The following is a 20,308-nucleotide window of genomic DNA, read 5'->3' on the forward strand; positions in this document are numbered from 1 at the left end:
AGTTGACCGCTTGTTACCCTCTGACCTGCGAGGTTGGGCAAGGTGAGAGGCGGGTCGTGGCGGCTGCCGGACATGACGACGACACCGACGCTGCGTCGAGCAGGGCAGAGGCGCTGCGCCGCCAGGCCGAGCGGGCCTTCCGTCACGGCCGGGCCGATGAGGCCCACCAGATCGCCGTCCGAGCACTGACCGAGGCCGGGCGGACCTCGGACTCCCGCGCTCTGCTCCTGGAGCACCTCGGCCGCTACCTCGACGCGGGAAGCACCAGCTGGGAGCACGACTACTTCGAGCAGTCGCTGGCCGAGCTGGGTCCGAACGCGCCGTCGCACGAGCGGATCCGGGTGCTGTGCTCCTCCGGTCTCGCCGGGCTGCGGCGGGGCCGCACCGACGACGGCGTACGGCTGCTCCAGGAGGCCGCGGAGCTGGCCTCCGAGGCCGACGACACCGAGCTGGAGACCGTCGTCTGCACGGTCGTGGCCGAGGCCGCCCTCACCCTGGGCCACCTCGACGAGTCCCTGCACCGCACCCGGCGCGCCCGTCGGCTGGGCATCGAATCCCGGCAGCATCACCTGGTCGTGCGCTCCTACTTCAACGAGGCCCGCGCCACCTACCTGCGCACCGGAAACGTCGCCGACGCCGCCCGCATACGCAGCGCCGGCCTGGCCTACGCCACCGAGCACGGCGAACTGGCCACTGAGGAGGGCAACACGCTGCGCCTGGCCCTGATCGAGGACCTGATCGAGGCCGGCCGCTGGCCCGAGGCGGACGATCTGCTCAGCGAACCGGCAGCGCACGAGCGGCACGGATCCCTCAACGAGGTGGAGGAGGCGCTCGTCCGGTCCTGGCTGCTCAGCTGGCGCAGCCGGGACGCGGTCCCGGCGCCTTCGCTGGTCCGGCTGGTGGCGACCAGCAGCCCACTGCACGAGGCGTACTTCCTCAGCCTGGCGCTCGCCGCGGCGGCCCGGCTCGGCGACCACGCGGCCGTCGAGGAGCTCACCGGTCGCGCGCTTGTCCTGGCCGGCGGCCACCTCGCACCGCCCAGCAGCGGCCTGTACGTCATCGACGCGCTCGCCTCCGCGATCCACGCCCAGACGGCCGGCCCCCGGCCACCCATGCTGCACCCCGACACCGCGCCCGACCGGCTGCTGCAGACCCTGGAGAGCGTCTACGCCCGGGTACGCCACCATGTGGCCGCACCCTACGAACTGACGGATGGTGTGGTGGCCGTGGCGCGTGCGGAAGCGGCACATGCCGGGGCCCGCGCGCAGGACGAGGCGGGGCACTGGGACACCGCCATCTGGGTGTTCCGGCGCACCCATGCCCGGGCCCGCCTGATCCACGCCCTGCTGGGACGGGCGGCCGGGTACGGACCGGGTGACGAGCGCGCGACCGCGCTGCTCGACGAGGCGGAGCGCATCGCCGTGCCCATGGGCGCGGAACCGTACCTGGAGCGGATCACCCGGCTGCGCGCGTGCCCACCACCCCCGAGCCCCTCTCCGGAAGCCGACCGGCCCACCCCGGCGCCGCCGACCGACCTGACACCACGCCAGCGCGAGGTGATCGCCCGCCTCGCCGAGGGACGCACGGACCGGGAGATCGCCGAGGAACTGCGCCTGAGCGTCCGCACGGTCAACGCGCATGTCGCCCAGCTCCTGACCAGACTCGGCGTGCGCAACCGTGCGGAGGCCGTGGCGTGGTACTACCGCTCCGAAGACGGACGCGGTGCCGACGGACGCGGTGCCGACGGACGGGGTCCGGAACGCACGTCGGGCTGATCCACCGTGGGCCGGATCGCCGCCGGGTCGGTCGCCGTGGGCCCGGCCGGCCTCGGCGTATCGCTCCTCGTCCCGCCGCGGCAGGCCGCCGTGCCCGCCACGCACACCAGCACCACGCCGGCCAACTGGCCGGCGTCCGGGGTCTGGGCGAGGAGGAGGAAGCCGATGCCGGTGGCTACCGCCGGTTCCAGGCTCATCAGCGTGCCGAACGCACCCGCCGTCAGGCGGCGCAGCGCGAACAGTTCCAGCACATGCGGGGCGATCGGCAGCAGCACCGCGGCGAGCGCGGAGACGGCCAGCACATGCGGGCTCCACCAGTCCGCCTCCGCCCCGCCGACCGCCACCGCTCCGGTGCACAGGGCCGCCACGGCCGTGGACAGCGCGACGCCCTGCTGGCCGGGCAGCCGGTCGCCCACCCGCTGGGTCAGCACGATGTAGCCGCCCAGCCCCGCCGCTGCACCCAGCGCGTACCCGATTCCCGACCAGTCCGCGGACGCCTCCCAGGGCCGGGTCAGCAGCAGCACCCCCGCCAGCGCCAGCAGGGGCCACACCAGGTCGGCGCGTCGCCGCGACCAGACGACGGCGACCAGCAGCGGCCCGGTGAACTCCACGGCGCTGACAGTGCCCAGCGGCAGCCGGTCGATCGCCTGGAAGGAACACAGGGTCATCACCGCGCTGGCGCAGCCGAGCGCCGCTGCCGCGACCAGGCCGCGGCGGGGAAGACGATGGATTCGCGGCCGGGTCCACACGAGCAGCAGGACAGCCGCGCAGCTCAGCCGCAGCCAGGCCGTCCCGGCCGGCGACATCCGGTCGAAGAGCGGGACGGCGAGCGAGGCGCCGGTCTGCACGCTGACCATGGCGCAGACGGTGGCGGCCATGGCGGGTGCGGCCGTACGGACGGGCGAGGCGGCGGGAGCGGTGGGCGCGGCGGACGTCATGCCAGGACGGACGCGTACGCGGCGGTCGCCCGGACGAGGAACGCGGTCTCGGCGTAGAAGAACTCCCCGTCCCGCGCGGACCGTTCCACCGACGCCGTCCACTCGTCGATCTCGGCGATCGACAGCGGTCCGGTGCCGTTGGCCGCGCGTTGCCGCAGGGCCGCGGCGATCTGCTCCACCCGGTGCAGGGCGAACCCGGTCAGCTCCGTCCCCACCGTCACATGCGTGTCGACGTGCTCCACCTCCAGCAAGCTCTTGCGCACCAGAGCCGCCGCCTTGCGCCCCATCCAGGCGTCGCTGAACTCCATCCACTCCTCGGGGAATTCGGCCCACCCATGGCATACGGCACGCGTCAGCTCCGGGTCGCCCGCGCGGATCACCAGAGCGTCGTAGTCGGTGTGAGAGATCACCGCCGTACCGCCCGGCCGCAGCAGCCGGGCCACTTCGTCGATCAGCGCCGCCGGGTCGCGCAGGAACTCCAGCACGTCGTGGCAGACGACCGCGTCCATGCTGCCGAGGGCGTACCGGGTCGGCTTGTTGAGGTCGTGCACCTCGATCTCGGCGTGCCCGCTCAGCAGCGTCCGCGCGGCCGCCACGGCCTCCGGATCGACGTCGCACCCGTGAAGCAAGGCCCCCGGCGCCCGCTCCGCCACCGCCTGCAGTGTCCCGCCGGTTCCGCACCCGAGGTCCAGCACACGCTGTCCGTCGGCCACGTCCAGGCTCGTGGCCAGCGCACGGTGTATCGAGTGACCAGGCATGGGCATACGAATGTCCTCCAAAACTCTGCGACGAGCAGCACCGGTGACGTTTCTACGGGTGCTTGTGGGAGGAGCGCTTCGGTAGTTCTACCTAGGCGTGATCGCTTGGCTGAAACTCGTTCTTCAGTAGGTCACGGCTGCTTGCGGGCCAGGACGAACGCGCGCGCGTACTTCTCCTCGCCGACCGGTTCGCGCTGGACGCGGGCCTGAAGCCGGAGGTCCGCCTTGTCGAGGTGGGCGGCCACTGCCTCTGGGGTGCGCCAGTAGTAGTCGAGCGAGATCTCGTGACCGAAGCGTTCGGCGAGGTGGAGGTGTTCCTCGTCGTGGTCGTCGGGCCGCCCGGACTGGAAGCCGAGGAGTACGTGGCCGCCGGGGACCAGGACGCGGTGGAACTCGGCGAACGTGGCGGCGAGGTGCTCGGTCGGGATGTGGATGATCGAGTACAGCGCGAGGATCCCGCTCAGTGTCTCGTCCGGGAGGTCCAGCGACGTCATCGAGCCCACGTGGAACCGGAGTTCGGGGTGCGCTCGGCGGGCAAGGTCCACCATCCGCGGCGAGAGATCGACACCGAAGACCGGTGTGCCGAGGGCGTGGAGGTGGGCGGTGACGGACCCGGGCCCGCTGCCGAGGTCGGCGACGGGGGCGGGGGAGTGGTCGCGGGCGAGTTCGGCGAAGGCGGTCACCAGGGACCGGTCCAGGGGGTGACTGTCGGCCGGCCAGTCGGAGAAGCGGTCGGTGTAGGCGGGGGCGATGGCGTCGTACGAGGTACGGGTGGCTCGGAGGAATTCCGGCTGCGCGTCGGTCACGGACGCACCCTAGTGCGGGTGCGGGGCGGGCGTCCGGGGGTTCAGAGCCTGTGAACAAACCCCCGCCTGCGCTGCGGCGTCCGGCACGCACGCTCGCCGCGTTGCCGAACCGCCCACGTGGCTCCGCCACGAGGGCGCCCCGGCGCCTTGCGATCGCACGCACCGGACGCCGCAGCGCCCGCCCTCCGGGCGGACGACGGGGGTTTGTTCACAGGCTCTCACCTGAGCGATGCGCGGAGTTCCCGGCGGCCGGTGATCAGGGCCGGACAGCACAGCCACCCCGCCGGAGCCGAGGCTCTCGGAGCGGCCCGGTGGCACCGCCCCGGCGGGGCGGCGGCAGGCGCCTCCGGAGGTGGGCGCGCCCGGCTGCGGCTCGGGCATGCGGCAGATCCGCGCCGCCGCGCGCTTCAGGCTCGGCGGCTTGTCCCGCGTCTCGCAGGGCTGAGTCGGGGCGGCCAGGACGGCGACGCCGCCGGTCGCGGCCGCCGGCAAGGACTCCGGGAGGGACATCGGTGGAATGAGCGCCGTCCCGACTCCGGCCGCCATGGCCCAGCGGCGAGTGGCTAGGGCCGGTCCGGGCCCAGGGCGTCGCGGACGGCGGCCATGATGGCCTCGGTATCGGCGCCCAGCGCACGGGCGGAAGAGGTGAAATCGCGTGCAAGGGTGGCGAGTTGGGAGGCGTATGGGCGGGTCGGGCCGGCTGGCGGTGCCGCGACCCGGGAGCCCGCCCCGCGGCGGGTGCGGATCAGCTCGGCGGCCTCCAGCTCGCGGTAGGCGCGGGCTACGGTGCCCGGTGCGAGGCCGAGGTCCGTGGCCAGCTGGCGCACGGTCGGCAGCCGGTCGCCCTCGGCCAGCTGACCGGTGACGATCAGCGCGCCGAGCTGCGCGCGGATCTGCGCGTACGGCGGTACCTGGCTGGCGGTGTCGACGCGGACGGCGGGCTCATTCATCGTTGGGGGTACCCCTTCGCCGCATCGTCGTCGACGGCCCGGGGGGCCACCACGGTGATCAGGGACCAGGCGACGGTGAACAGGTTCAGCAGGGCCAAAGGGTAGAACACCCAGAAGGTGAGCGCGCCCATCGCACCGGCGCAGCCCGTCTCCGTGAGCGAGACGGAGATCATCAGCACGGCGTACAGCTGCTGGCTCGACACCAGCAGGCCCCAGGCCCCCGTGACGGCCCACGCGCGGTCGCGACGCTGCTGCTCCCCGCCCGGTCCGTGGGCGATGCGGCGCAGGGCCCACACGCAGCACGGGGTGGCTATGGCGAGGGCACCGAATGTCGGGAGGCTGTAGTACATGCCTGGCCAGGGGCCCAGGGTTGCCGGCATCCCATTGCAGGTGACGGCGATGACCTTGCCCGTGCTGAAAATACGGTCGGGGTCGACGGAGGCCGTGGCGGCCGTGATGGCCAGCAGCACGGCGAGCGAGACCCCCTGAAGGGCGATCAGGGGGCCCATGCGGGGTGGCACATGATCTCTGACCAGGCGCGGGGCGAGACTGGCGATGCGTACCGCGTCCTGGGGGAGCAGGGTCAGCGCGTCGGCGAGAAGGACGCCTGCCACCGCGCACAGGCCGAAGGCCGTGATGCAGAACACGAGGCGCTGCTCGAACTCGACGTGCCCCAGTGTGGACAGCGCCTGCGCGGCCACGATGCCGATGGCCAGACCGGACCAGCGGGCGAAGTGGTTGGCGTGATCGAGGAAGCGGCGCTGGAACGGGGCGGCGTCGAGCATAGGGAGATCCCCCTCAGATCATCTTGTACCAAGTAGAAAGCACAAGATGCCCTAGGTGGAGTCTTGTGTCAAAAACCCGATACAAGGCGGTGGGCGAGCGGGATGCGGCGCAACTGGTCGAAGACGCCGACCTGTTGCCGGCTGGGTCAGCGCCCGCAGGTGGTCGTCCATGATCCACGGCCGAGTGCTCACACCGTCCCGACCGGCCGAATCGTCACACCGGTCACGCCCGGCCAGGGCGGTCCTTCACTCGCCGCGCGCGATCCCGACAGGTGAACACAGCCGACGGTTCTGTTCGCGGCGTGGTATGCGTTGAGGTACGGGTGACCGGCGTCGTCACTCTCCGTTGCTGTCGGTCGGTGATCGGCCTGCGGCGAAGAGGCGCGAGTTTACCCACCCAAATCGATACCTATGCGTCGGGCGGCCAGATTTTCTTCCCCAAACGGGTTGAACTTTTGTTGATCGAGGGTCAGTTGGCCACCTCGGCGTCCTACCCTTCAGAGGGTGAACCAACTGATGTCCCCAGAGTCCGAGGCCGATCACCCAGGGGGCGCCGCCCTCCCCGGCACCCTGCCGGAGGCGCTCCGTGCCGAACTCGTGGAGTTCCGGCGCGACTTGCACATGCACCCGGAGCTCGGCAACCAGGAGTTCCGTACGACCGCCGCGATCAAGGCCCGCCTGGAGAAGGCCGGCCTGAAGCCCCGCGTGCTCGCCATCGGAACCGGGCTCATCTGTGACATCGGGGAGTGGGACGGGGGGCGGCCCATGCTCGCCCTGCGTGCCGACATCGACGGCCTGCCCATTCCGGACACGAAGAGTGAGTGCCCGTATCGGTCGAGGGTCCCCGACCGGGCGCACGCCTGCGGGCACGACGTCCACACGGCCGTGGTCCTGGGCGCCGGGCTGGTACTGGCCGAACTGCTCAAGCGCGGGCAGCTGTCCCGTCCCGTCCGGCTGATCTTCCAGCCCGCCGAGGAGGTGCTTCCCGGGGGCGCCGCCGACGTCGTGGAGTGCGGGGTGCTCGACGGCGTGGGCCGGATGCTCGCGGTGCACTGCGATCCCAAGGTGGATGCGGGGAAGATCGGGCTGCGGGCGGGCGCCATCACGTCCGCCTGTGACCGGCTCGAGATCGCCCTCGACGGACCCGGCGGCCACACCGCCCGCCCCCACCTGACGACCGACCTCGTCACCGCGGCCGCCCGGGTCGTCACCGACGTGCCCGCACTCGTCGCCCGGCGCGCCGACGCCCGCAGCGGCCTGGCCGTGACCTGGGGCCGAGTCGAGACCGGCCACGCGCCCAACGTCATCCCGCAGCACGCCGAGCTCTCCGGGACCGTGCGCTGCCTCGACCTCGACACCTGGCGGCAGGCGCCCGACCTCGTCGTCGCCGTGATCGACGAGGTCGCCAACCTCCATCGCGCCAAGTCGGAGATCAACTACATCCGCGGGGTTCCGCCCGTCGTCAACGACCCCGCCGTGACCGACCTCCTGCGCGACGCCATGATCGCCCGCCGGGGTGCCGACTCCGTCGAGGGCACCGAGCAGAGCCTCGGGGGCGAGGACTTCTCCTGGTACCTGGAGCACGTCCCCGGCGCCATGGCTCGTCTCGGCGTGCGGGTGCCGGGTGACCGGGTCGGTCGTGACCTGCATCAGGGTGACTTCGACGTCGACGAGTCGGCCATTTCGGTGGGGGTGGAGATGTTCACGGCGGCGGCGCTCCTCGACGCCGCGGGTTAGGCAGGCCGTACACCAGGAGGCGCCCTCGCCGTACGGGGTGCGGTCGTTTGGCGTATGCGGGCCCGTCGTGGCCGGTCGCGCAGTTCCCCGCCCCCCCTTTGCGGCGTTCCCGCCCACGACGTCGCACCCGCGCCCCCGCTCCGCTTGCGGCCGACGCGCGGCGGAGGGAGTCTGGCCCCATGGCGGGCCGTCCTGAGCGCCATCACGGTGAAGGCATGCCTGGAGCATGTGGAACGCGGAGTGCGCCTCGCGCCACGGCTGCAGACGTCCCATGCGTGCCTTTCGATCCGATGGTTCACAAGGGCGTAACCGGCCATCGGCACGAATGGATAACGGCAAGACGAAACCCCGTTCCCAGGAGTGTCTACGCGCGTTAATGTGCGCCGAACTCAGCACCCACTGCGGGGCTTGGAGAATGGGGACTTCACGATGCGTCGGATATCCAAACTGACCCGTGTCGCGGTGGGGGTCGCGTCGATCGCGCTCGCTGCCACGGCCTGTGGCGGTACCAGCAGTGACAGCGGCAGCGACAGCGACAGCACTGGTGAGACCAAGGGCCTCGCCATCGCGTACGACATCGGCGGCAAGGGCGACCAGTCCTTCAACGACGCCGCGTACGCCGGCCTCCAGAAGGCCCAGAAGGAGTTCGGCTACAAGACCGCCGACATCGAGCCCACCGAGGGCGAGACGGACGCCGACAAGGAGCAGCGTCTGGCCTCCCTCGCCAAGCAGGGCTACAACCCGGTGATCGGCGTCGGCTTCGCGTACGGCCCCGCGATGGAGGCCGTGGCCAAGAAGTACCCGAAGACCACCTTCGGCATCGTCGACTCGGTCGTCGAGGGCGACAACGTCGCCTCCCTCGTCTTCGCCGAGGAGCAGGCCTCGTACCTGGCCGGCGTCGCCGCGGCCAAGGCCACCAAGACGAACACGGTCGGCTTCGTGGGCGGCGTGGACATCCCGCTGATCCACAAGTTCGAGGCCGGCTACAAGCAGGGCGTCCAGGACACCAGCGGCGGCAAGGTCAAGGTCGTCTCGCAGTACCTGACCCAGACCGCGGAGGAGGGCGGCTTCTCCAGCCCCGACAAGGGCAAGGCCGCCGCCGAGGGCCAGATCGAGAAGAACGCCGACGTCGTCTACCAGGCGGCCGGCCTTTCGGGTCAGGGCGTCATCGAGGCCGCGGCCAAGGCCAAGGTCTGGGCGATCGGCGTCGACTCCGACCAGTACAAGCAGGCGGCCCTCGCCAACTACAAGAGCTACATCCTCACCTCCGCCCTCAAGGACGTCGGCGGCGCGGTCTACGCGCTGGCCAAGTCCGTCGAGGACGACAAGCCGCTGACCGGCGTCCAGACCTTCGACCTGAAGGTCAACGGTGTCGGCCTGGCCGAGTCCAACCCGGAGTTCGCGAAGATCGCGGGTCTCTCCGACGCGGTGGCGAAGGCCAAGGAAGGCATCATCGACGGCTCCATCAAGGTCAAGACCGAGTAGTAGCAGTCGTGGCAGCCGCCGTAGGGCGGACGGAGCGGGCGGGCATCCGGGGGGTGCCCGCCCGCTCCGTCGTTCCCGGCGCCCGCCCGGATCGTCCCGTCATCCGGATCACCCACGGCCACCCTCCCTTTGCTGTCGGCAAGCCCTTGGTCAAGGCCCCGCGTTGAGTTGGCCACGGGCGGATAACAAGGTGAACAGAAGGGGTGTTCCGGCGGGTCTACGCGCGTTACTCTGCGACGAAAGCCAGCGCCGTAGCTGCAAGCTGTACCGAGCTGTACCGTCCGGCGCTTGTACGACAGGAGCATCGACACATGCGCCGGATTTCCCGGATCACGGTCGCAGGCGCAGCGACCGCCTCTCTGGCCCTCGCTCTCTCCGCCTGCGGCGGCACCTCGACCGAGGCGTCCTCGGACTCGAAGGGTGGCGACAAGGGTCTCGCCATCGCGTACGACGTCGGCGGCAAGGGCGACCAGTCCTTCAACGACGCCGCGTACGCGGGCCTGGAGCAGGCGAAGAAGGAGTTCGGCTATTCCACGGCCGACGTCGAGCCCACCGAGGGCGAGACGGATGCCGACAAGGAGCAGCGACTGGTGTCGCTGGCCAAGCAGGGCTACAACCCGGTCGTCGGTGTCGGCTACGCGTACGCCGCCGCCGTCAAGGGTGCCGCGGAGAAGTTCCCCGACACCACCTTCGGCATCGTGGACGACTCCACGGTCGAGTCGAAGAACGTGGCCGACCTGGTCTTCTCCGAGGAGGAGGCCTCGTACCTGGCCGGTGTCGCCGCCGCCAAGAGCACCAAGACGGACACGGTCGGCTTCGTGGGCGGTGTGGACATTCCGCTGATCCACAAGTTCCAGGCCGGCTTCGAGCAGGGCGTCAAGGACACGAACCCCCAGGTCAAGGTCCTCTCCCAGTACCTCACGCAGACCGCGGAGGAGGGCGGCTTCTCCAGCCCCGACAAGGGCAAGTCGGCCGCCGAGGGCCAGATCGAGAAGAAGGCCGACGTCGTCTACGCGGCCGCCGGTCTCTCCGGCCAGGGAGTCATCGAGGCCGCCGCCGCCAACAAGGTGTGGGCGATCGGTGTCGACTCCGACCAGTACAAGCAGGAAGCTCTCGCCAAGTACAAGGACTCGATCCTGACCTCGGCGATGAAGGACGTCGCCAAGGCGGTCTACAACCTGGCGAAGTCGGTCGAGGACGGCAAGCCCGAGACCGGTATCGTTCGTGGCGATCTGAAGTCGGGTGAGGTGAGCCTGGCGAACTCCAACCCGAAGTTCGCGGACGACACCGAGCTCCAGGACGCCATCAAGACGGCCAAGGAGAAGATCATCAGCGGCGAGATCAAGGTCAAGTCCAGCTGACTCAAGCAACACCCTGAGCAGCGGTAACCCCGGGGTTACGTCCGCTCAACGGGGTACGGGGAGGATCTCCTCGTACCCCGTTGTCGCGGTGCGTCGGCCCCTATCAGGCCATAGGGGCGCTACGCGCGTAGACGACCCCCGTCCCCAGGAGAGTGCGCCATCAACGCGTCCAGCAGCCCTCCGGCCGGAGCGGCGGTCAACGGTCAGGTGACCGCCGTCGAGCTCGCCGGGATCACTAAGCGTTTCCCGGGCGTCGTGGCCAACCACGACATCCACCTCACCGTCCGCAAGGGCACCGTCCACGCCCTCGTCGGCGAGAACGGTGCCGGCAAGTCGACGCTGATGAAGATCCTCTACGGCATGCAGAAGCCGGACGAGGGCACCATCGCGATCGACGGACAGCAGGTGACCTTCTCGTCGCCGGCCGACGCCATCGTGCGCGGCATCGGCATGGTGCACCAGCACTTCATGCTCGCCGACAACCTCACCGTCCTGGAGAACGTCGTCCTGGGCAGCGAGAAGCTGTACGGCATCGGCGCCAAGGCCCGCAAGAAGATCAAGGAGATCTCCGAGCGCTACGGCCTCGGCGTGGAGCCCGACCGCCTGGTCGAGGAGCTCGGCGTCGCCGCCCGCCAGCGCGTGGAGATCCTCAAGGTCCTCTACCGCGGCGCGACCACGCTGATCCTCGACGAGCCCACGGCCGTCCTGGTGCCGCAGGAGGTCGAGGCGCTCTTCGACAACCTGCGTGAGCTGAAGGCCGAGGGCCTGTCGGTCATCTTCATCTCCCACAAGCTCGGCGAGGTGCTCTCCGTCGCCGACGAGATCACCGTCATCCGCCGCGGCACGACGGTCGGTACGGCCGTCCCCGCCGAGACCACTTCGAAGCAGCTGGCCGAGATGATGGTCGGCAGCGAGCTGCCCACGCCGGAGACGGCCGAGTCCACGGTCACCGACCGCCCGGTCATCACCGTCGACAAGCTGCGTCTGGAGGCGGCCGGCGGCAAGGCCCTGCTGGACGACATCACCTTCACCATCCACGCGGGCGAGGTCCTGGGCATCGCCGGCGTCGAGGGCAACGGCCAGACCGAGCTGGTCGACGCGCTCATCGGCCTCAAGCACGCCGACTCCGGCACGATCACGCTGATCGAGGAGGAGATCACCGGCTGGGCCACCCGCAAGCGCCGTGAGCAGGGCATCGGCTACATCCCCGAGGACCGCCACCGCCACGGCCTGCTCCTGGAGGCCCCCCTCTGGGAGAACCGCATCCTCGGCCACGTCACCGAGAAGCCCAACGCCAAGGGCGTATGGCTCGACCCGAAGGCCGCGCAGGAGGACACGCGCCGCATCGTCGAGGCGTACGACGTCCGCACGCCCGGCATCGACGTCACCGCCGCCTCGCTGTCCGGCGGCAACCAGCAGAAGCTGATCGTCGGCCGCGAGATGAGCCACAAGCCGCGCTTCCTGATCGCCGCCCACCCCACCCGTGGTGTGGACGTCGGCGCGCAGGCCGCGATCTGGGACCACATCCGCGAGGCCCGCCGCGAGGGCCTGGCCGTGCTGCTGATCTCCGCCGACCTGGACGAGCTCATCGGCCTGTCCGACACCCTCCGCGTGATCTACAACGGCAAGCTGGTCGCGGACGCCGACCCGGCCACCATCACCCCGGAGGAGCTGGGCTCGGCCATGACCGGTGCCGCGACCGGCCACCTGGAACACGACGAGACCGCCGAGCCCGGCGCCGACACCCCCGAGATCCGTAAGTCTCCCGAGGCTCCGGAAGACGAGGCCCGCTGATGAAGAAGTTCGACAAGGAGCGCGTGCTCCTCGCGGTGGCCGGACCGGTCATCGCGCTCGCCGTGGCCTTCGTGCTCAGCGCGATCGTGCTGATCGCCTCGGGCAAGAGCCCGGTCGAGCCGTACACCCTGATGTTCGAGCAGGCCTCGTTCTCCGACATCCAGGTCCTGATCATCAACCAGGCCTCGATGTACTACATCGCGGCCCTCGCGGTGGCCATCGGCTTCCGGATGAACCTGTTCAACATCGGCGTCGACGGCCAGTACCAGCTCGCCGCCATGATGGCCGCGATCGTCGGCGCCCACGCCAACCTGCCGGCGGCGCTGCAGATCCCGCTGCTGATCCTCACCGCGGTCTGCACCGGCGCCTTCTGGTCCGGCATCGCCGGTGTCCTCAAGGTGACCCGCGGCGTCAGCGAGGTCGTCGCGACGATCATGCTGAACGCGATCGCGACCTCGGTCATCGCCTACCTGTGGCTGCCGAACGTCTTCGGCGTCAAGGTCGGCAACAACAACACGACCGGCGAGATGTACGAGTCCGGCTGGGTCCCCGGCATCGACATGGGCGACGCCGGCGAGATCTACGGCCTGGTCTTCCTCGCCGTCCTGCTCGGCATCGCCTACTGGATCGTCCTCAACCGCACCCGCTTCGGCTTCGACCTGCGCGCCTCCGGCGCCTCGGAGTCCGCCGCCGCGGCCAGCGGTGTCGACCCCAAGCGCATGGTGCTCACCGCCATGCTGCTCTCCGGCGGCATCGCGGGCCTCGCCGGCCTGCCGATCCTGCTCGGCGACACCCACACCTACAGCCTGAACTTCCCCACCGGCATCGGCTTCCTCGGCATCGGCATCGCCCTGCTCGGCCGCAACAGCCCCGTCGGCATCGCGTTCGCGGCCCTGCTGTGGGCCTGGCTCGACAAGGCCTCGCCCGAGCTGGACTTCCACGGGTACGACAAGGAGATCGCGGTCATCATGCAGGGCCTGATCGTGCTCTCGGTCGTCGTCTCCTACGAGGCCGTCCGCGAGTGGGGCCTGCGCCGCCAGCAGCGCCGGGTCGGCGCGGAACTCGCCGCCGGCCACGTGCTCGGCGCCGACAACAACACGAAGGAGGTGGCTGGCCGATGACCACCGCCACCGACGTCAACCAGCCCACGCTGCAGCCCGCCGCGCCGACCGGCCGCCGCCTGTCCTGGCCCGTCCTGCTGCTGGTCATCGCCGGAGCCCTGGCACTGACCTCGATCGTCCGCATCATCACCGGCGCCGACGGCATCACCAACGTCAGCCAGATGTCCACCGCCCTCCAGCTCGCCGTGCCCATCGGCCTCGCCGGTCTCGGCGGTCTGTGGGCCGAGCGCGCGGGCGTCGTCAACATCGGCCTCGAGGGCATGATGATCCTCGGCACCTGGTTCGGCGCCTGGGCCGGCTTCCAGTGGGGCCCGTGGACCGGTGTGGTCGTCGGCATCATCGGCGGCTGCATCGGCGGCATCCTGCACGCCATCGCCACCGTCACCTTCCGGGTCAACCACATCGTCTCCGGTGTGGCGATCAACATCCTCGCCCTCGGCATCACCCGCTACCTCGCGCCCCTCGCCTTCGAGGGCCACGCGGGCGGCTCCGCCAAGCAGTCCCCGGCGATCGACTCGCTCGGCCACTTCACCGTGCCGGGCCTGTCCGACGGGCTGCGGGACCTGAACAACCAGGGCTGGTTCTTCATCTCGGACATCGCCGGCCTGCTCGGCGGCCTGGTCACCAACGTCTCCTGGCTGACCCTGATCGCCATCGCGCTGATCCCGGCGACCTGGTGGATCCTGTGGCGTACGGCCTTCGGTCTGCGGCTGCGTTCCTGCGGTGAGAACCCGGTGGCGGCCGAGTCCCTCGGTGTGAACGTCTACAAGTACAAGTACATCGCCGTGGTCATCTCCGGCGGCCTGGCCGGCCTCGGTGGCGTCTTCCTCTCCATCGTGGCCAACCCCTTCTACCTGGAGGGCCAGGTCAGCGGCCGCGGCTATATCGGCCTCGCCGCGATGATCTTCGGTAACTGGATGCCGGGCGGCCTCGCCCTCGGCGCCGGCCTGTTCGGTTACACCGACAGCCTCAACCTGCGCGGCGGCTCCCAGAACGTCCACGCCCTGCTGCTGCTCGGCGCGCTCCTGCTGATCATCGGCGCCATCTGGCTGGTGATCCGCAAGAACTACGCCTCGTCGATGATCACCGCGGTCGTCGGTGCCCTGGTGTACGCCTGGTACGCCACGACCAACGAGGTCCCGAACCAGGTCGTCTCCGCCACGCCGTACGTCATCACGCTCATCGTCCTCACGCTGTCCGCGCAACGCCTGCGCATGCCGAAGGCGGACGGACTGCCGTACCGGAAGGGGCAGGGCAAGTGAGCACGGCCGCCTCCCACGACGTCGACTGGGACAAGCTGCGCGCAGCGGCCCGGGACGCCATGTCCCGCGCCTACGCCCCGTACTCCGGCTACCCGGTCGGCGTCGCGGCCCTGGTCGACGACGGCCGTACGATCACCGGCTGCAACGTCGAGAACGCCTCGTACGGTCTCGCCCTGTGCGCCGAGTGCGGGCTGGTCTCGGAGCTGCAGAACACGGGGGGCGGCAGGCTGACGCACTTCACGTGCGTCGACCGCAAGGGCGAGGTCCTGGTCCCGTGCGGCCGCTGCCGTCAGCTGCTGCACGAGTTCGGCGGCCCGGAACTGCTGCTGGAGACCCCGGCGGGCATCCTGCCGCTCTCCCAGATGCTGCCCCAGGCCTTCGGGCCGGACCACCTCACCAGGTAATTCCCGTGCGGCCCTTCCGAGTTGCTCCAGTGAGCCGCTCGGAGGGGCCGTGCCGTTTGAAGAATGCTCGGCCGGAAGGAAAGCCATGGCCATGGACGCAATCTCTGTCATCCGCACCAAGCGGGACCGCGGTGAGCTCAGCGACGAGCAGATCGACTGGGTCATCGACGCGTACACCCGCGGGGAGGTCGCCGACGAGCAGATGTCCGCGCTCGCGATGGCGATCCTGCTCAACGGCATGAACCGCCGCGAGATCGCCCGCTGGACCGCGGCGATGATCGCCTCCGGCGAGCGCATGGACTTCTCGTCCCTGTCCCGCCCGACGGCCGACAAGCACTCCACGGGCGGCGTCGGCGACAAGATCACCCTCCCGCTGGCCCCCCTGGTCGCGGCCTGCGGCGCTGCCGTCCCCCAGCTGTCGGGCCGGGGCCTGGGCCACACGGGCGGCACGCTGGACAAGCTGGAGTCGATCCCCGGCTGGCGCGCGCTGCTGTCGAACGAGGAGATGCTGTCCGTCCTCGACGGCACCGGCGCGGTGATCTGCGCGGCGGGCGACGGCCTGGCCCCCGCGGACAAGAAGCTGTACGCCCTGCGCGACGTCACCGGCACGGTCGAGGCGATCCCGCTGATCGCCTCGTCGATCATGTCGAAGAAGATCGCCGAGGGCACGGGCTCGCTGGTCCTGGACGTGAAGGTCGGCACGGGCGCCTTCATGAAGACCATCGAGGACGCGCGCGAGCTGGCGTCCACGATGGTGGGCCTGGGCACCGACCACGGCGTGAAGACGGTCGCGCTCCTCACGGACATGTCCACCCCGCTGGGCCTGACGGCGGGCAACGCGCTGGAGGTCCGCGAGTCCGTGGAGGTCCTCGCGGGCGGCGGCCCGGCGGACGTCGTGGAACTGACGATCGCCCTGGCCCGGGAAATGCTGGAAGCGGCGGGTGTCCGTGACGCCGACCCGGCGAAGGCCCTGGCCGACGGCTCGGCCATGGACGTCTGGCGCCGCATGATCGCGGCCCAGGGCGGCGACCCGGACGCGGAGCTGCCGGTGGCGCGCGAACAGCACGTGATCAAGGCCCCGTCGTCCGGCGTCCTGACCCGCCTCGACGCCTACGACATCGGCGTCGCCGCCTGGCGCCTGGGCGCCGGGCGCGCCCGCAAGGAGGACCCGGTCCAGGCGGGCGCGGGCATCGAGCTGCACGCCAAGCCGGGCGACACGGTGACCGAGGGCCAGCCCCTGCTGACCCTGCACACGGACACGCCGGAGCGGTTCGAGTACGCGCTGCAGTCGGTGGAGGGTTCGTACGACATCGCGGCGGCGGGGACGGACTTCACGGCTTCGCCGGTGGTGCTGGAGCGCATCGCCTGACCTGGAATTTCCTCATCTGGGTGAACGGGATCGGTGGACCGGCGCCGGTCCCGTTCGGCATGTTGGCTGTTCTCATGGACGTGTTTGAGGGCGACTACATCAGCGCTGACAGCGAGTGGGACGAACTCGCCTGGGTCTGGAGGCAGACGGATGTCCCCAAGGGCTGCAAGGTGGAGATCATCGATGGGCTGATCACTGTCACGCCCTATTCTGCGTGCGCTCACCACGGCATCGTCGAGCGCGTGCAGCGGTACCTCTATGAGGTGATTCCGGAGGAATGGGGCATCTACCAGAGGCTGGCGACAGCTGTGCCGTCGAGGCTCGGGCTGTACGTCCCCGACCTCGCGGTGGTGCCCAAGGATGCGCTGCGTACGGGCGACGACCACTTCGTCCCGGCTGCGGCGTCCCAACTCGCAGTGGAGGTCACCTCGAAGGCGACCGCGAACAATGACCGGACGACGAAGGCGGCAGGTTATGCCGAGTCAGGTGTCCCGCTCTACCTTCTCATCGACCCCCTGGCATCGGGCGGCCCCAAGATCACGCTGTACGGCGAACCGAAGAACGGTGTCTATCGCGTCCTGCGTACGGGCAAGTTCGGTGATCCGGTGATCCTGCCACCGCCCTTCCACATCACGCTCGACACAGGTGAGTTTCGCGGCAGCTGACACGACTCAGCCCAACAACGCCGCCACCACCACCAGCACCGGCACCGAAATCACCGTCGACAGCAGAATCGAGTCCCGCGCCAGCCGCTCACCCACCCGATAACTCGACGCATACGTGAACAGGTTCTGCGCGGCCGGCAACGCCGACGTCACCACCACGTCCAGTAGTTGAGCCCCGCGCAGCCCGAACACCCCCACCGCCAGCGCCCAGGCCACCGCCGGCTGGCCCACCGACTTCAGCGCGACGGAGAGAAACACCGGATGCCGGTCCGGGCCCCGGCCCGGCATCGTGCTGCCGCACAGCGAGATCCCGAAGGCGAGCAGAACCGCGGGGACCGACATGCCGCCGATCAGGGTCAGCGGGTCCATCACAGGGGCCGGGACCTTCACCCCCGCCGCCGACACCGCCACCCCCGCCAGTGAGCCGACCGCGATCGGATTGCGCAACGGCGTCAGGAGCCGGCGCCACAGCGGTCCCTTCGCGCCCTCGCCGGACAGGTCGAGGATCGTCAGGGCGATGGGTGTGACGCCGACCAGCTGGAAGAGCAGGACCGGCGCCACGAGGGAGGCGTCGCCCAGGACGTACACCGCGATGGGGATGCCGAGGTTGCCGGAGTTGACGTAACTGGAGCACAGCGCGCCGATCGTCGTACGCCCAGCGCCCCACCGCCGTACGACACCCACCGCGACGAAGACCCCGGCCGCGGCGGCCGTGCTCAGCGCCGTGACCAGGAGGCGGCTGGAGAAGATCACCGAGAGGTCGGTCTGGGCGAGCGTGGTGAACAGCAGGGCCGGGGAGGCCACGTGGAAGGCCAGCTTGGTGAGGACCTCGCGGCCCTGGTCACCGAGGTGACCGCGGCGGCCGATCACATAGCCCACCCCGATGACGACCGCGATCACCGCGAACCCCGTCAACACCCCCTGCACGGGACCTCCTTGGCGGGGAGTGGACCGAGGGGTATTCGGGGACACGCTGATACGTGGGGCATGCAGCTAACCCTCCGGGGCGGGAGGGGAGCGGGTCAACGTGATCTCGGTCGGCGGACACCGCACGTGCCGTGAGCAGCACACATCGACGACCGGCGCCCGGTCCGATGAGTTATGTCCCCCCGCCCGGTCTACCGATCGTGGACGCGATGACACCCGCTGTACTCGTGCTGGCCGGCCCCGTCACCCGGGATGAGGTGGCGGGGCTGTGCGACGAGGCGCGGATGCGGCTGGAGGCCAGTGGGACGGGCGTGCTGGTGTGTGATGTCGGTGGGCTCGGGCCACCGGGCCTGGGCGTCGTGGACGTGCTGGCCCGACTGCAGCTGGCCGCGCGGCGCGCCGGGGGACGGATCCGGCTGCGGGACCCGGACCCCGCGCTACACGCCCTCCTCGACCTTGTCGGGCTCCGCTTCGAGGTGGAGGGGGAGCCCGAACAGCGGGAACCAGCGCTGGGTGTCGAGGAAGAAGTGGAACCCGGTGAGCCGGCCGTCTGAGATCTCCAGGACCTGGACCGCCCAGGGGCTGAAGCCGCCCTTCTCCGGATCCGGCTTGTACTGCGCGAACCCCGGCAGCCCGTTGACCTGGACCGGCACCAGACGCGAGCCCGCGCAGGGGGCGCCGAGCGTCGTCATGAAGCCCGTGATGTCCTCGACGCCGGTCAGCCACAGGTCGAACGGCGGCATCGTCATGATGGCGTCCTCGTGCAGCAGGGCCGTGAGCGCCGTCATGTCGTAGCCCTCGAAGGCCGCGACATAGCGCTCCAGGAGCTTTTGCTGCTCCTCGTCCAGCGGGTCGGAGACGGTCGCCTCCGCCCCCGGCTGCTCCCGCTCGGCGAGCGTCGCGCGCGCCCGCTGCAGCGCGCTGTTGACCGACGCGACCGTGGTGCCGAGCAGCTCGGCGACCTCGCTCGCCTTCCAGGCCAGCACCTCGCGCAGGATCAGCACCGCCCGCTGCTTGGGCGGCAGTTGCTGCAGCGTGGCCATGAAGGCGAGCCGCACCGATTCCTTGGCGACGGCCGCCTCGGCCGGGTCGTCGGTCGTGGGCAGCACCCGGTTGTCCGGCATCGGCTCCAGCCAGGTGTTGTCCGGCCGGGGCGAGAGCGCGGCCTGGGCGAGCGGCGTGGACTCCGTCAGGTCCATCGGCCGGGCCCGTTTGTTGCCGGCGTTCAGCATGTCCAGGCACACGTTCGTCGCGATGCGGTACAGCCACGAGCGGAGGCTTGAGCGCCCCTCGAACCGGTCGTAGCTCCGCCAGGCGCGGACCATCGTGTCCTGCACCGCGTCCTCGGCCTCGAAGGACGAGCCGAGCATGCGGTAGCAGTACCCGGTCAGTTCGACGCGGTGTTTCTCCAGCCTGACGTCGAGGTCCGTTGTCGTAGTCGCCGTGCCGTCGCTCATCGTCCACCCACCCCTGTGGCCGTGTCCCGTCGGGCGCTTGGTCGCGCCCGACACTTCGGAAGCTACCGCAGCCCACTGACAATGGCCCCCGGAGCGAACAAAGGCGCAGGTCGAATGCCCTGTCGACGACACGCCGCCGGGGCGCACCCCGTGTTCAGGAGTGCGCCCCGGCGTTGTGGTTCCCCGGTGGTGATGTGGTTCCCCGGTGGTGCGGCGGGCTCAGCCGAGCGGGAGGCCGTTCACCGGCAGGCCCTGGAGGGGCAGACCCTGGGTGGGCAGAGCCTCGGTGGTCAGGCCCTGCACCGGCAGACCGCCGAGCAGCCCGGCGACACCGGTCGGGCCGCCCGCCAGCGCCTGCTCGGCAGCCGGCTGCGCGGCGGCCACGCCGGTGGTGACCGCCTCCTGGCCCTTGGCCAGCCCTGAGGTGGCGGCCGGGGTGGCCTGGGCCGCGAGGCTCTCGGCCGGCAGCGTCTGGACAGCGCCCAGCGCCGTGCCCGCGGCGTCCGGGGCGGCCGGGGCGGCGTTCGCGGCGCCGGCGCCCGCGGCGGCGAAGGCGGCACCGAGAGCGGCGACACCGAGGGTCTTGGCAGCAGACTGCTTCATGAAATGCGTCCTCGAAATTCGTTACGGGGTTGTGAGCGGTTCTCGACCGTAAACACGCCCCGCATGCCGCCGCAAACATCGAAATGAGGACGGATTGTGAATGGCGTTCGC

The 20,308-nt window shown here is 70.5% G+C and carries 19 protein-coding genes; 11 read left to right on the plus strand and 8 right to left on the minus strand.

Annotated features, from left to right (window positions below; translation table 11 throughout):
* The first annotated feature begins 56 nt into the window (after nt 1–56).
* Nucleotides 57–1,775, plus strand: a complete 1,719-nt coding sequence (locus tag EJ357_RS28935) for a LuxR C-terminal-related transcriptional regulator (RefSeq protein ID WP_126394456.1) — start codon at nt 57–59, stop codon at nt 1,773–1,775.
* Here EJ357_RS28935 and EJ357_RS28940 read toward each other — a convergent pair.
* From EJ357_RS28940 to EJ357_RS28960, 5 genes are all read right to left on the minus strand, one after another.
* Nucleotides 1,700–2,713, minus strand: coding sequence for an EamA family transporter (locus EJ357_RS28940; RefSeq protein ID WP_228472638.1), 1,014 nt, complete (start codon nt 2,711–2,713; stop codon nt 1,700–1,702). The two genes, EJ357_RS28935 and EJ357_RS28940, sit on opposite strands and share 76 nt — an antisense overlap.
* Nucleotides 2,710–3,477: a methyltransferase gene (locus tag EJ357_RS28945; protein WP_126394457.1), complete on the minus strand. Its 768-nt coding sequence runs from the start codon at nt 3,475–3,477 to the stop codon at nt 2,710–2,712. The genes EJ357_RS28940 and EJ357_RS28945 overlap by 4 nt, the downstream gene beginning before the upstream one ends.
* A 125-nt stretch (nt 3,478–3,602) precedes the next feature.
* Nucleotides 3,603–4,277 (minus strand): class I SAM-dependent methyltransferase, encoded by a 675-nt coding sequence (locus tag EJ357_RS28950; protein ID WP_126394458.1) that lies wholly within the window; start codon nt 4,275–4,277, stop codon nt 3,603–3,605.
* A 563-nt stretch (nt 4,278–4,840) separates the two neighbouring features.
* Nucleotides 4,841–5,227, minus strand: coding sequence for a GntR family transcriptional regulator (locus tag EJ357_RS28955; RefSeq protein ID WP_126394459.1), 387 nt, complete (start codon nt 5,225–5,227; stop codon nt 4,841–4,843).
* Nucleotides 5,224–6,012 carry a hypothetical protein gene (locus EJ357_RS28960; RefSeq protein WP_126394460.1) on the minus strand — a complete coding sequence of 263 codons (789 nt, stop codon included), beginning with the start codon at nt 6,010–6,012 and terminating at the stop codon, nt 5,224–5,226. The genes EJ357_RS28955 and EJ357_RS28960 overlap by 4 nt, the downstream gene beginning before the upstream one ends.
* A 516-nt stretch (nt 6,013–6,528) precedes the next feature.
* Here EJ357_RS28960 and EJ357_RS28965 point away from each other — a divergent pair.
* From EJ357_RS28965 to EJ357_RS29005, 9 genes are all read left to right on the plus strand, one after another.
* Entirely contained in the window at nt 6,529–7,749 is a 1,221-nt protein-coding gene (locus EJ357_RS28965) for a M20 family metallopeptidase (protein WP_126394461.1), read from the plus strand.
* Between the two features lie 429 nt (nt 7,750–8,178).
* On the plus strand, nt 8,179–9,234 hold the full coding sequence (locus tag EJ357_RS28970) for a BMP family lipoprotein (protein WP_126394462.1): 1,056 nt from the start codon (nt 8,179–8,181) through the stop codon (nt 9,232–9,234).
* A 311-nt stretch (nt 9,235–9,545) separates the two neighbouring features.
* A complete protein-coding gene (locus EJ357_RS28975) occupies nt 9,546–10,595 on the plus strand; it encodes a BMP family lipoprotein (protein WP_126394463.1) in 1,050 nt (349 codons plus the stop codon).
* Nucleotides 10,596–10,802: 207 nt separating this feature from the next.
* Nucleotides 10,803–12,389 carry an ABC transporter ATP-binding protein gene (locus EJ357_RS28980; RefSeq protein ID WP_126394464.1) on the plus strand — a complete coding sequence of 529 codons (1,587 nt, stop codon included), beginning with the start codon at nt 10,803–10,805 and terminating at the stop codon, nt 12,387–12,389.
* The gene (locus EJ357_RS28985) at nt 12,389–13,510 is read left to right on the plus strand and encodes an ABC transporter permease (protein ID WP_126394465.1); all 1,122 of its coding nucleotides are present in this window, start codon (nt 12,389–12,391) and stop codon (nt 13,508–13,510) included. The genes EJ357_RS28980 and EJ357_RS28985 overlap by 1 nt, the downstream gene beginning before the upstream one ends.
* Complete coding sequence (locus EJ357_RS28990; protein ID WP_126394466.1) at nt 13,507–14,772, plus strand: ABC transporter permease; 1,266 nt, start codon at nt 13,507–13,509, stop codon at nt 14,770–14,772. Before EJ357_RS28985 ends, EJ357_RS28990 begins: the two co-directional genes overlap by 4 nt.
* Nucleotides 14,769–15,176, plus strand: coding sequence for a cytidine deaminase (locus EJ357_RS28995; protein ID WP_126394467.1), 408 nt, complete (start codon nt 14,769–14,771; stop codon nt 15,174–15,176). The genes EJ357_RS28990 and EJ357_RS28995 overlap by 4 nt, the downstream gene beginning before the upstream one ends.
* A 91-nt stretch (nt 15,177–15,267) precedes the next feature.
* Nucleotides 15,268–16,545, plus strand: coding sequence for a thymidine phosphorylase (locus tag EJ357_RS29000; RefSeq protein WP_175647557.1), 1,278 nt, complete (start codon nt 15,268–15,270; stop codon nt 16,543–16,545).
* A 74-nt stretch (nt 16,546–16,619) separates the two neighbouring features.
* Nucleotides 16,620–17,210 carry a Uma2 family endonuclease gene (locus EJ357_RS29005; RefSeq protein ID WP_126400185.1) on the plus strand — a complete coding sequence of 197 codons (591 nt, stop codon included), beginning with the start codon at nt 16,620–16,622 and terminating at the stop codon, nt 17,208–17,210.
* 6 nt (nt 17,211–17,216) lie between these two features.
* On the opposite strand, the gene EJ357_RS29010 is transcribed toward EJ357_RS29005, so the two are convergent.
* Nucleotides 17,217–18,137 (minus strand): AEC family transporter, encoded by a 921-nt coding sequence (locus EJ357_RS29010; RefSeq protein ID WP_126394469.1) that lies wholly within the window; start codon nt 18,135–18,137, stop codon nt 17,217–17,219.
* Between the two features lie 167 nt (nt 18,138–18,304).
* Between EJ357_RS29010 and EJ357_RS29015 the strand changes: the two genes are divergently transcribed.
* Nucleotides 18,305–18,691 carry an STAS domain-containing protein gene (locus tag EJ357_RS29015; RefSeq protein WP_126394470.1) on the plus strand — a complete coding sequence of 129 codons (387 nt, stop codon included), beginning with the start codon at nt 18,305–18,307 and terminating at the stop codon, nt 18,689–18,691.
* Here the strand turns inward: EJ357_RS29015 and EJ357_RS29020 are convergent.
* Nucleotides 18,575–19,594, minus strand: a complete 1,020-nt coding sequence (locus EJ357_RS29020) for a sigma-70 family RNA polymerase sigma factor (RefSeq protein WP_126394471.1) — start codon at nt 19,592–19,594, stop codon at nt 18,575–18,577. The two genes, EJ357_RS29015 and EJ357_RS29020, sit on opposite strands and share 117 nt — an antisense overlap.
* Nucleotides 19,595–19,813: 219 nt before the next feature.
* On the minus strand, nt 19,814–20,197 hold the full coding sequence (locus EJ357_RS29025) for an ATP-binding protein (RefSeq protein ID WP_126394472.1): 384 nt from the start codon (nt 20,195–20,197) through the stop codon (nt 19,814–19,816).
* Nucleotides 20,198–20,308 lie beyond the last annotated feature (111 nt).

Source organism: Streptomyces cyaneochromogenes, from assembly GCF_003963535.1.
In the GTDB taxonomy this organism is placed as follows: Bacteria; Actinomycetota; Actinomycetes; order Streptomycetales; family Streptomycetaceae; genus Streptomyces; species Streptomyces shaanxiensis.

Bases quoted from the DNA above. Each gene is read 5' to 3' on its own strand.
- EJ357_RS28940 (WP_228472638.1), bottom strand. From the start codon at position 2,713: ATGACGTCCGCCGCGCCCACCGCTCCCGCCGCCTCGCCCGTCCGTACG.
- EJ357_RS28945 (WP_126394457.1), bottom strand. From the start codon at position 3,477: ATGCCCATGCCTGGTCACTCGATACACCGTGCGCTGGCCACGAGCCTG.
- EJ357_RS28955 (WP_126394459.1), bottom strand. From the start codon at position 5,227: ATGAATGAGCCCGCCGTCCGCGTCGACACCGCCAGCCAGGTACCGCCG.
- EJ357_RS28960 (WP_126394460.1), bottom strand. From the start codon at position 6,012: ATGCTCGACGCCGCCCCGTTCCAGCGCCGCTTCCTCGATCACGCCAAC.
- EJ357_RS28965 (WP_126394461.1), top strand. From the start codon at position 6,529: ATGTCCCCAGAGTCCGAGGCCGATCACCCAGGGGGCGCCGCCCTCCCC.
- EJ357_RS28970 (WP_126394462.1), top strand. From the start codon at position 8,179: ATGCGTCGGATATCCAAACTGACCCGTGTCGCGGTGGGGGTCGCGTCG.
- EJ357_RS28975 (WP_126394463.1), top strand. From the start codon at position 9,546: ATGCGCCGGATTTCCCGGATCACGGTCGCAGGCGCAGCGACCGCCTCT.
- EJ357_RS28985 (WP_126394465.1), top strand. From the start codon at position 12,389: ATGAAGAAGTTCGACAAGGAGCGCGTGCTCCTCGCGGTGGCCGGACCG.
- EJ357_RS28990 (WP_126394466.1), top strand. From the start codon at position 13,507: ATGACCACCGCCACCGACGTCAACCAGCCCACGCTGCAGCCCGCCGCG.
- EJ357_RS29000 (WP_175647557.1), top strand. From the start codon at position 15,268: ATGGACGCAATCTCTGTCATCCGCACCAAGCGGGACCGCGGTGAGCTC.
- EJ357_RS29005 (WP_126400185.1), top strand. From the start codon at position 16,620: ATGGACGTGTTTGAGGGCGACTACATCAGCGCTGACAGCGAGTGGGAC.
- EJ357_RS29015 (WP_126394470.1), top strand. From the start codon at position 18,305: ATGAGTTATGTCCCCCCGCCCGGTCTACCGATCGTGGACGCGATGACA.
- EJ357_RS29020 (WP_126394471.1), bottom strand. From the start codon at position 19,594: ATGAGCGACGGCACGGCGACTACGACAACGGACCTCGACGTCAGGCTG.
- EJ357_RS29025 (WP_126394472.1), bottom strand. From the start codon at position 20,197: ATGAAGCAGTCTGCTGCCAAGACCCTCGGTGTCGCCGCTCTCGGTGCC.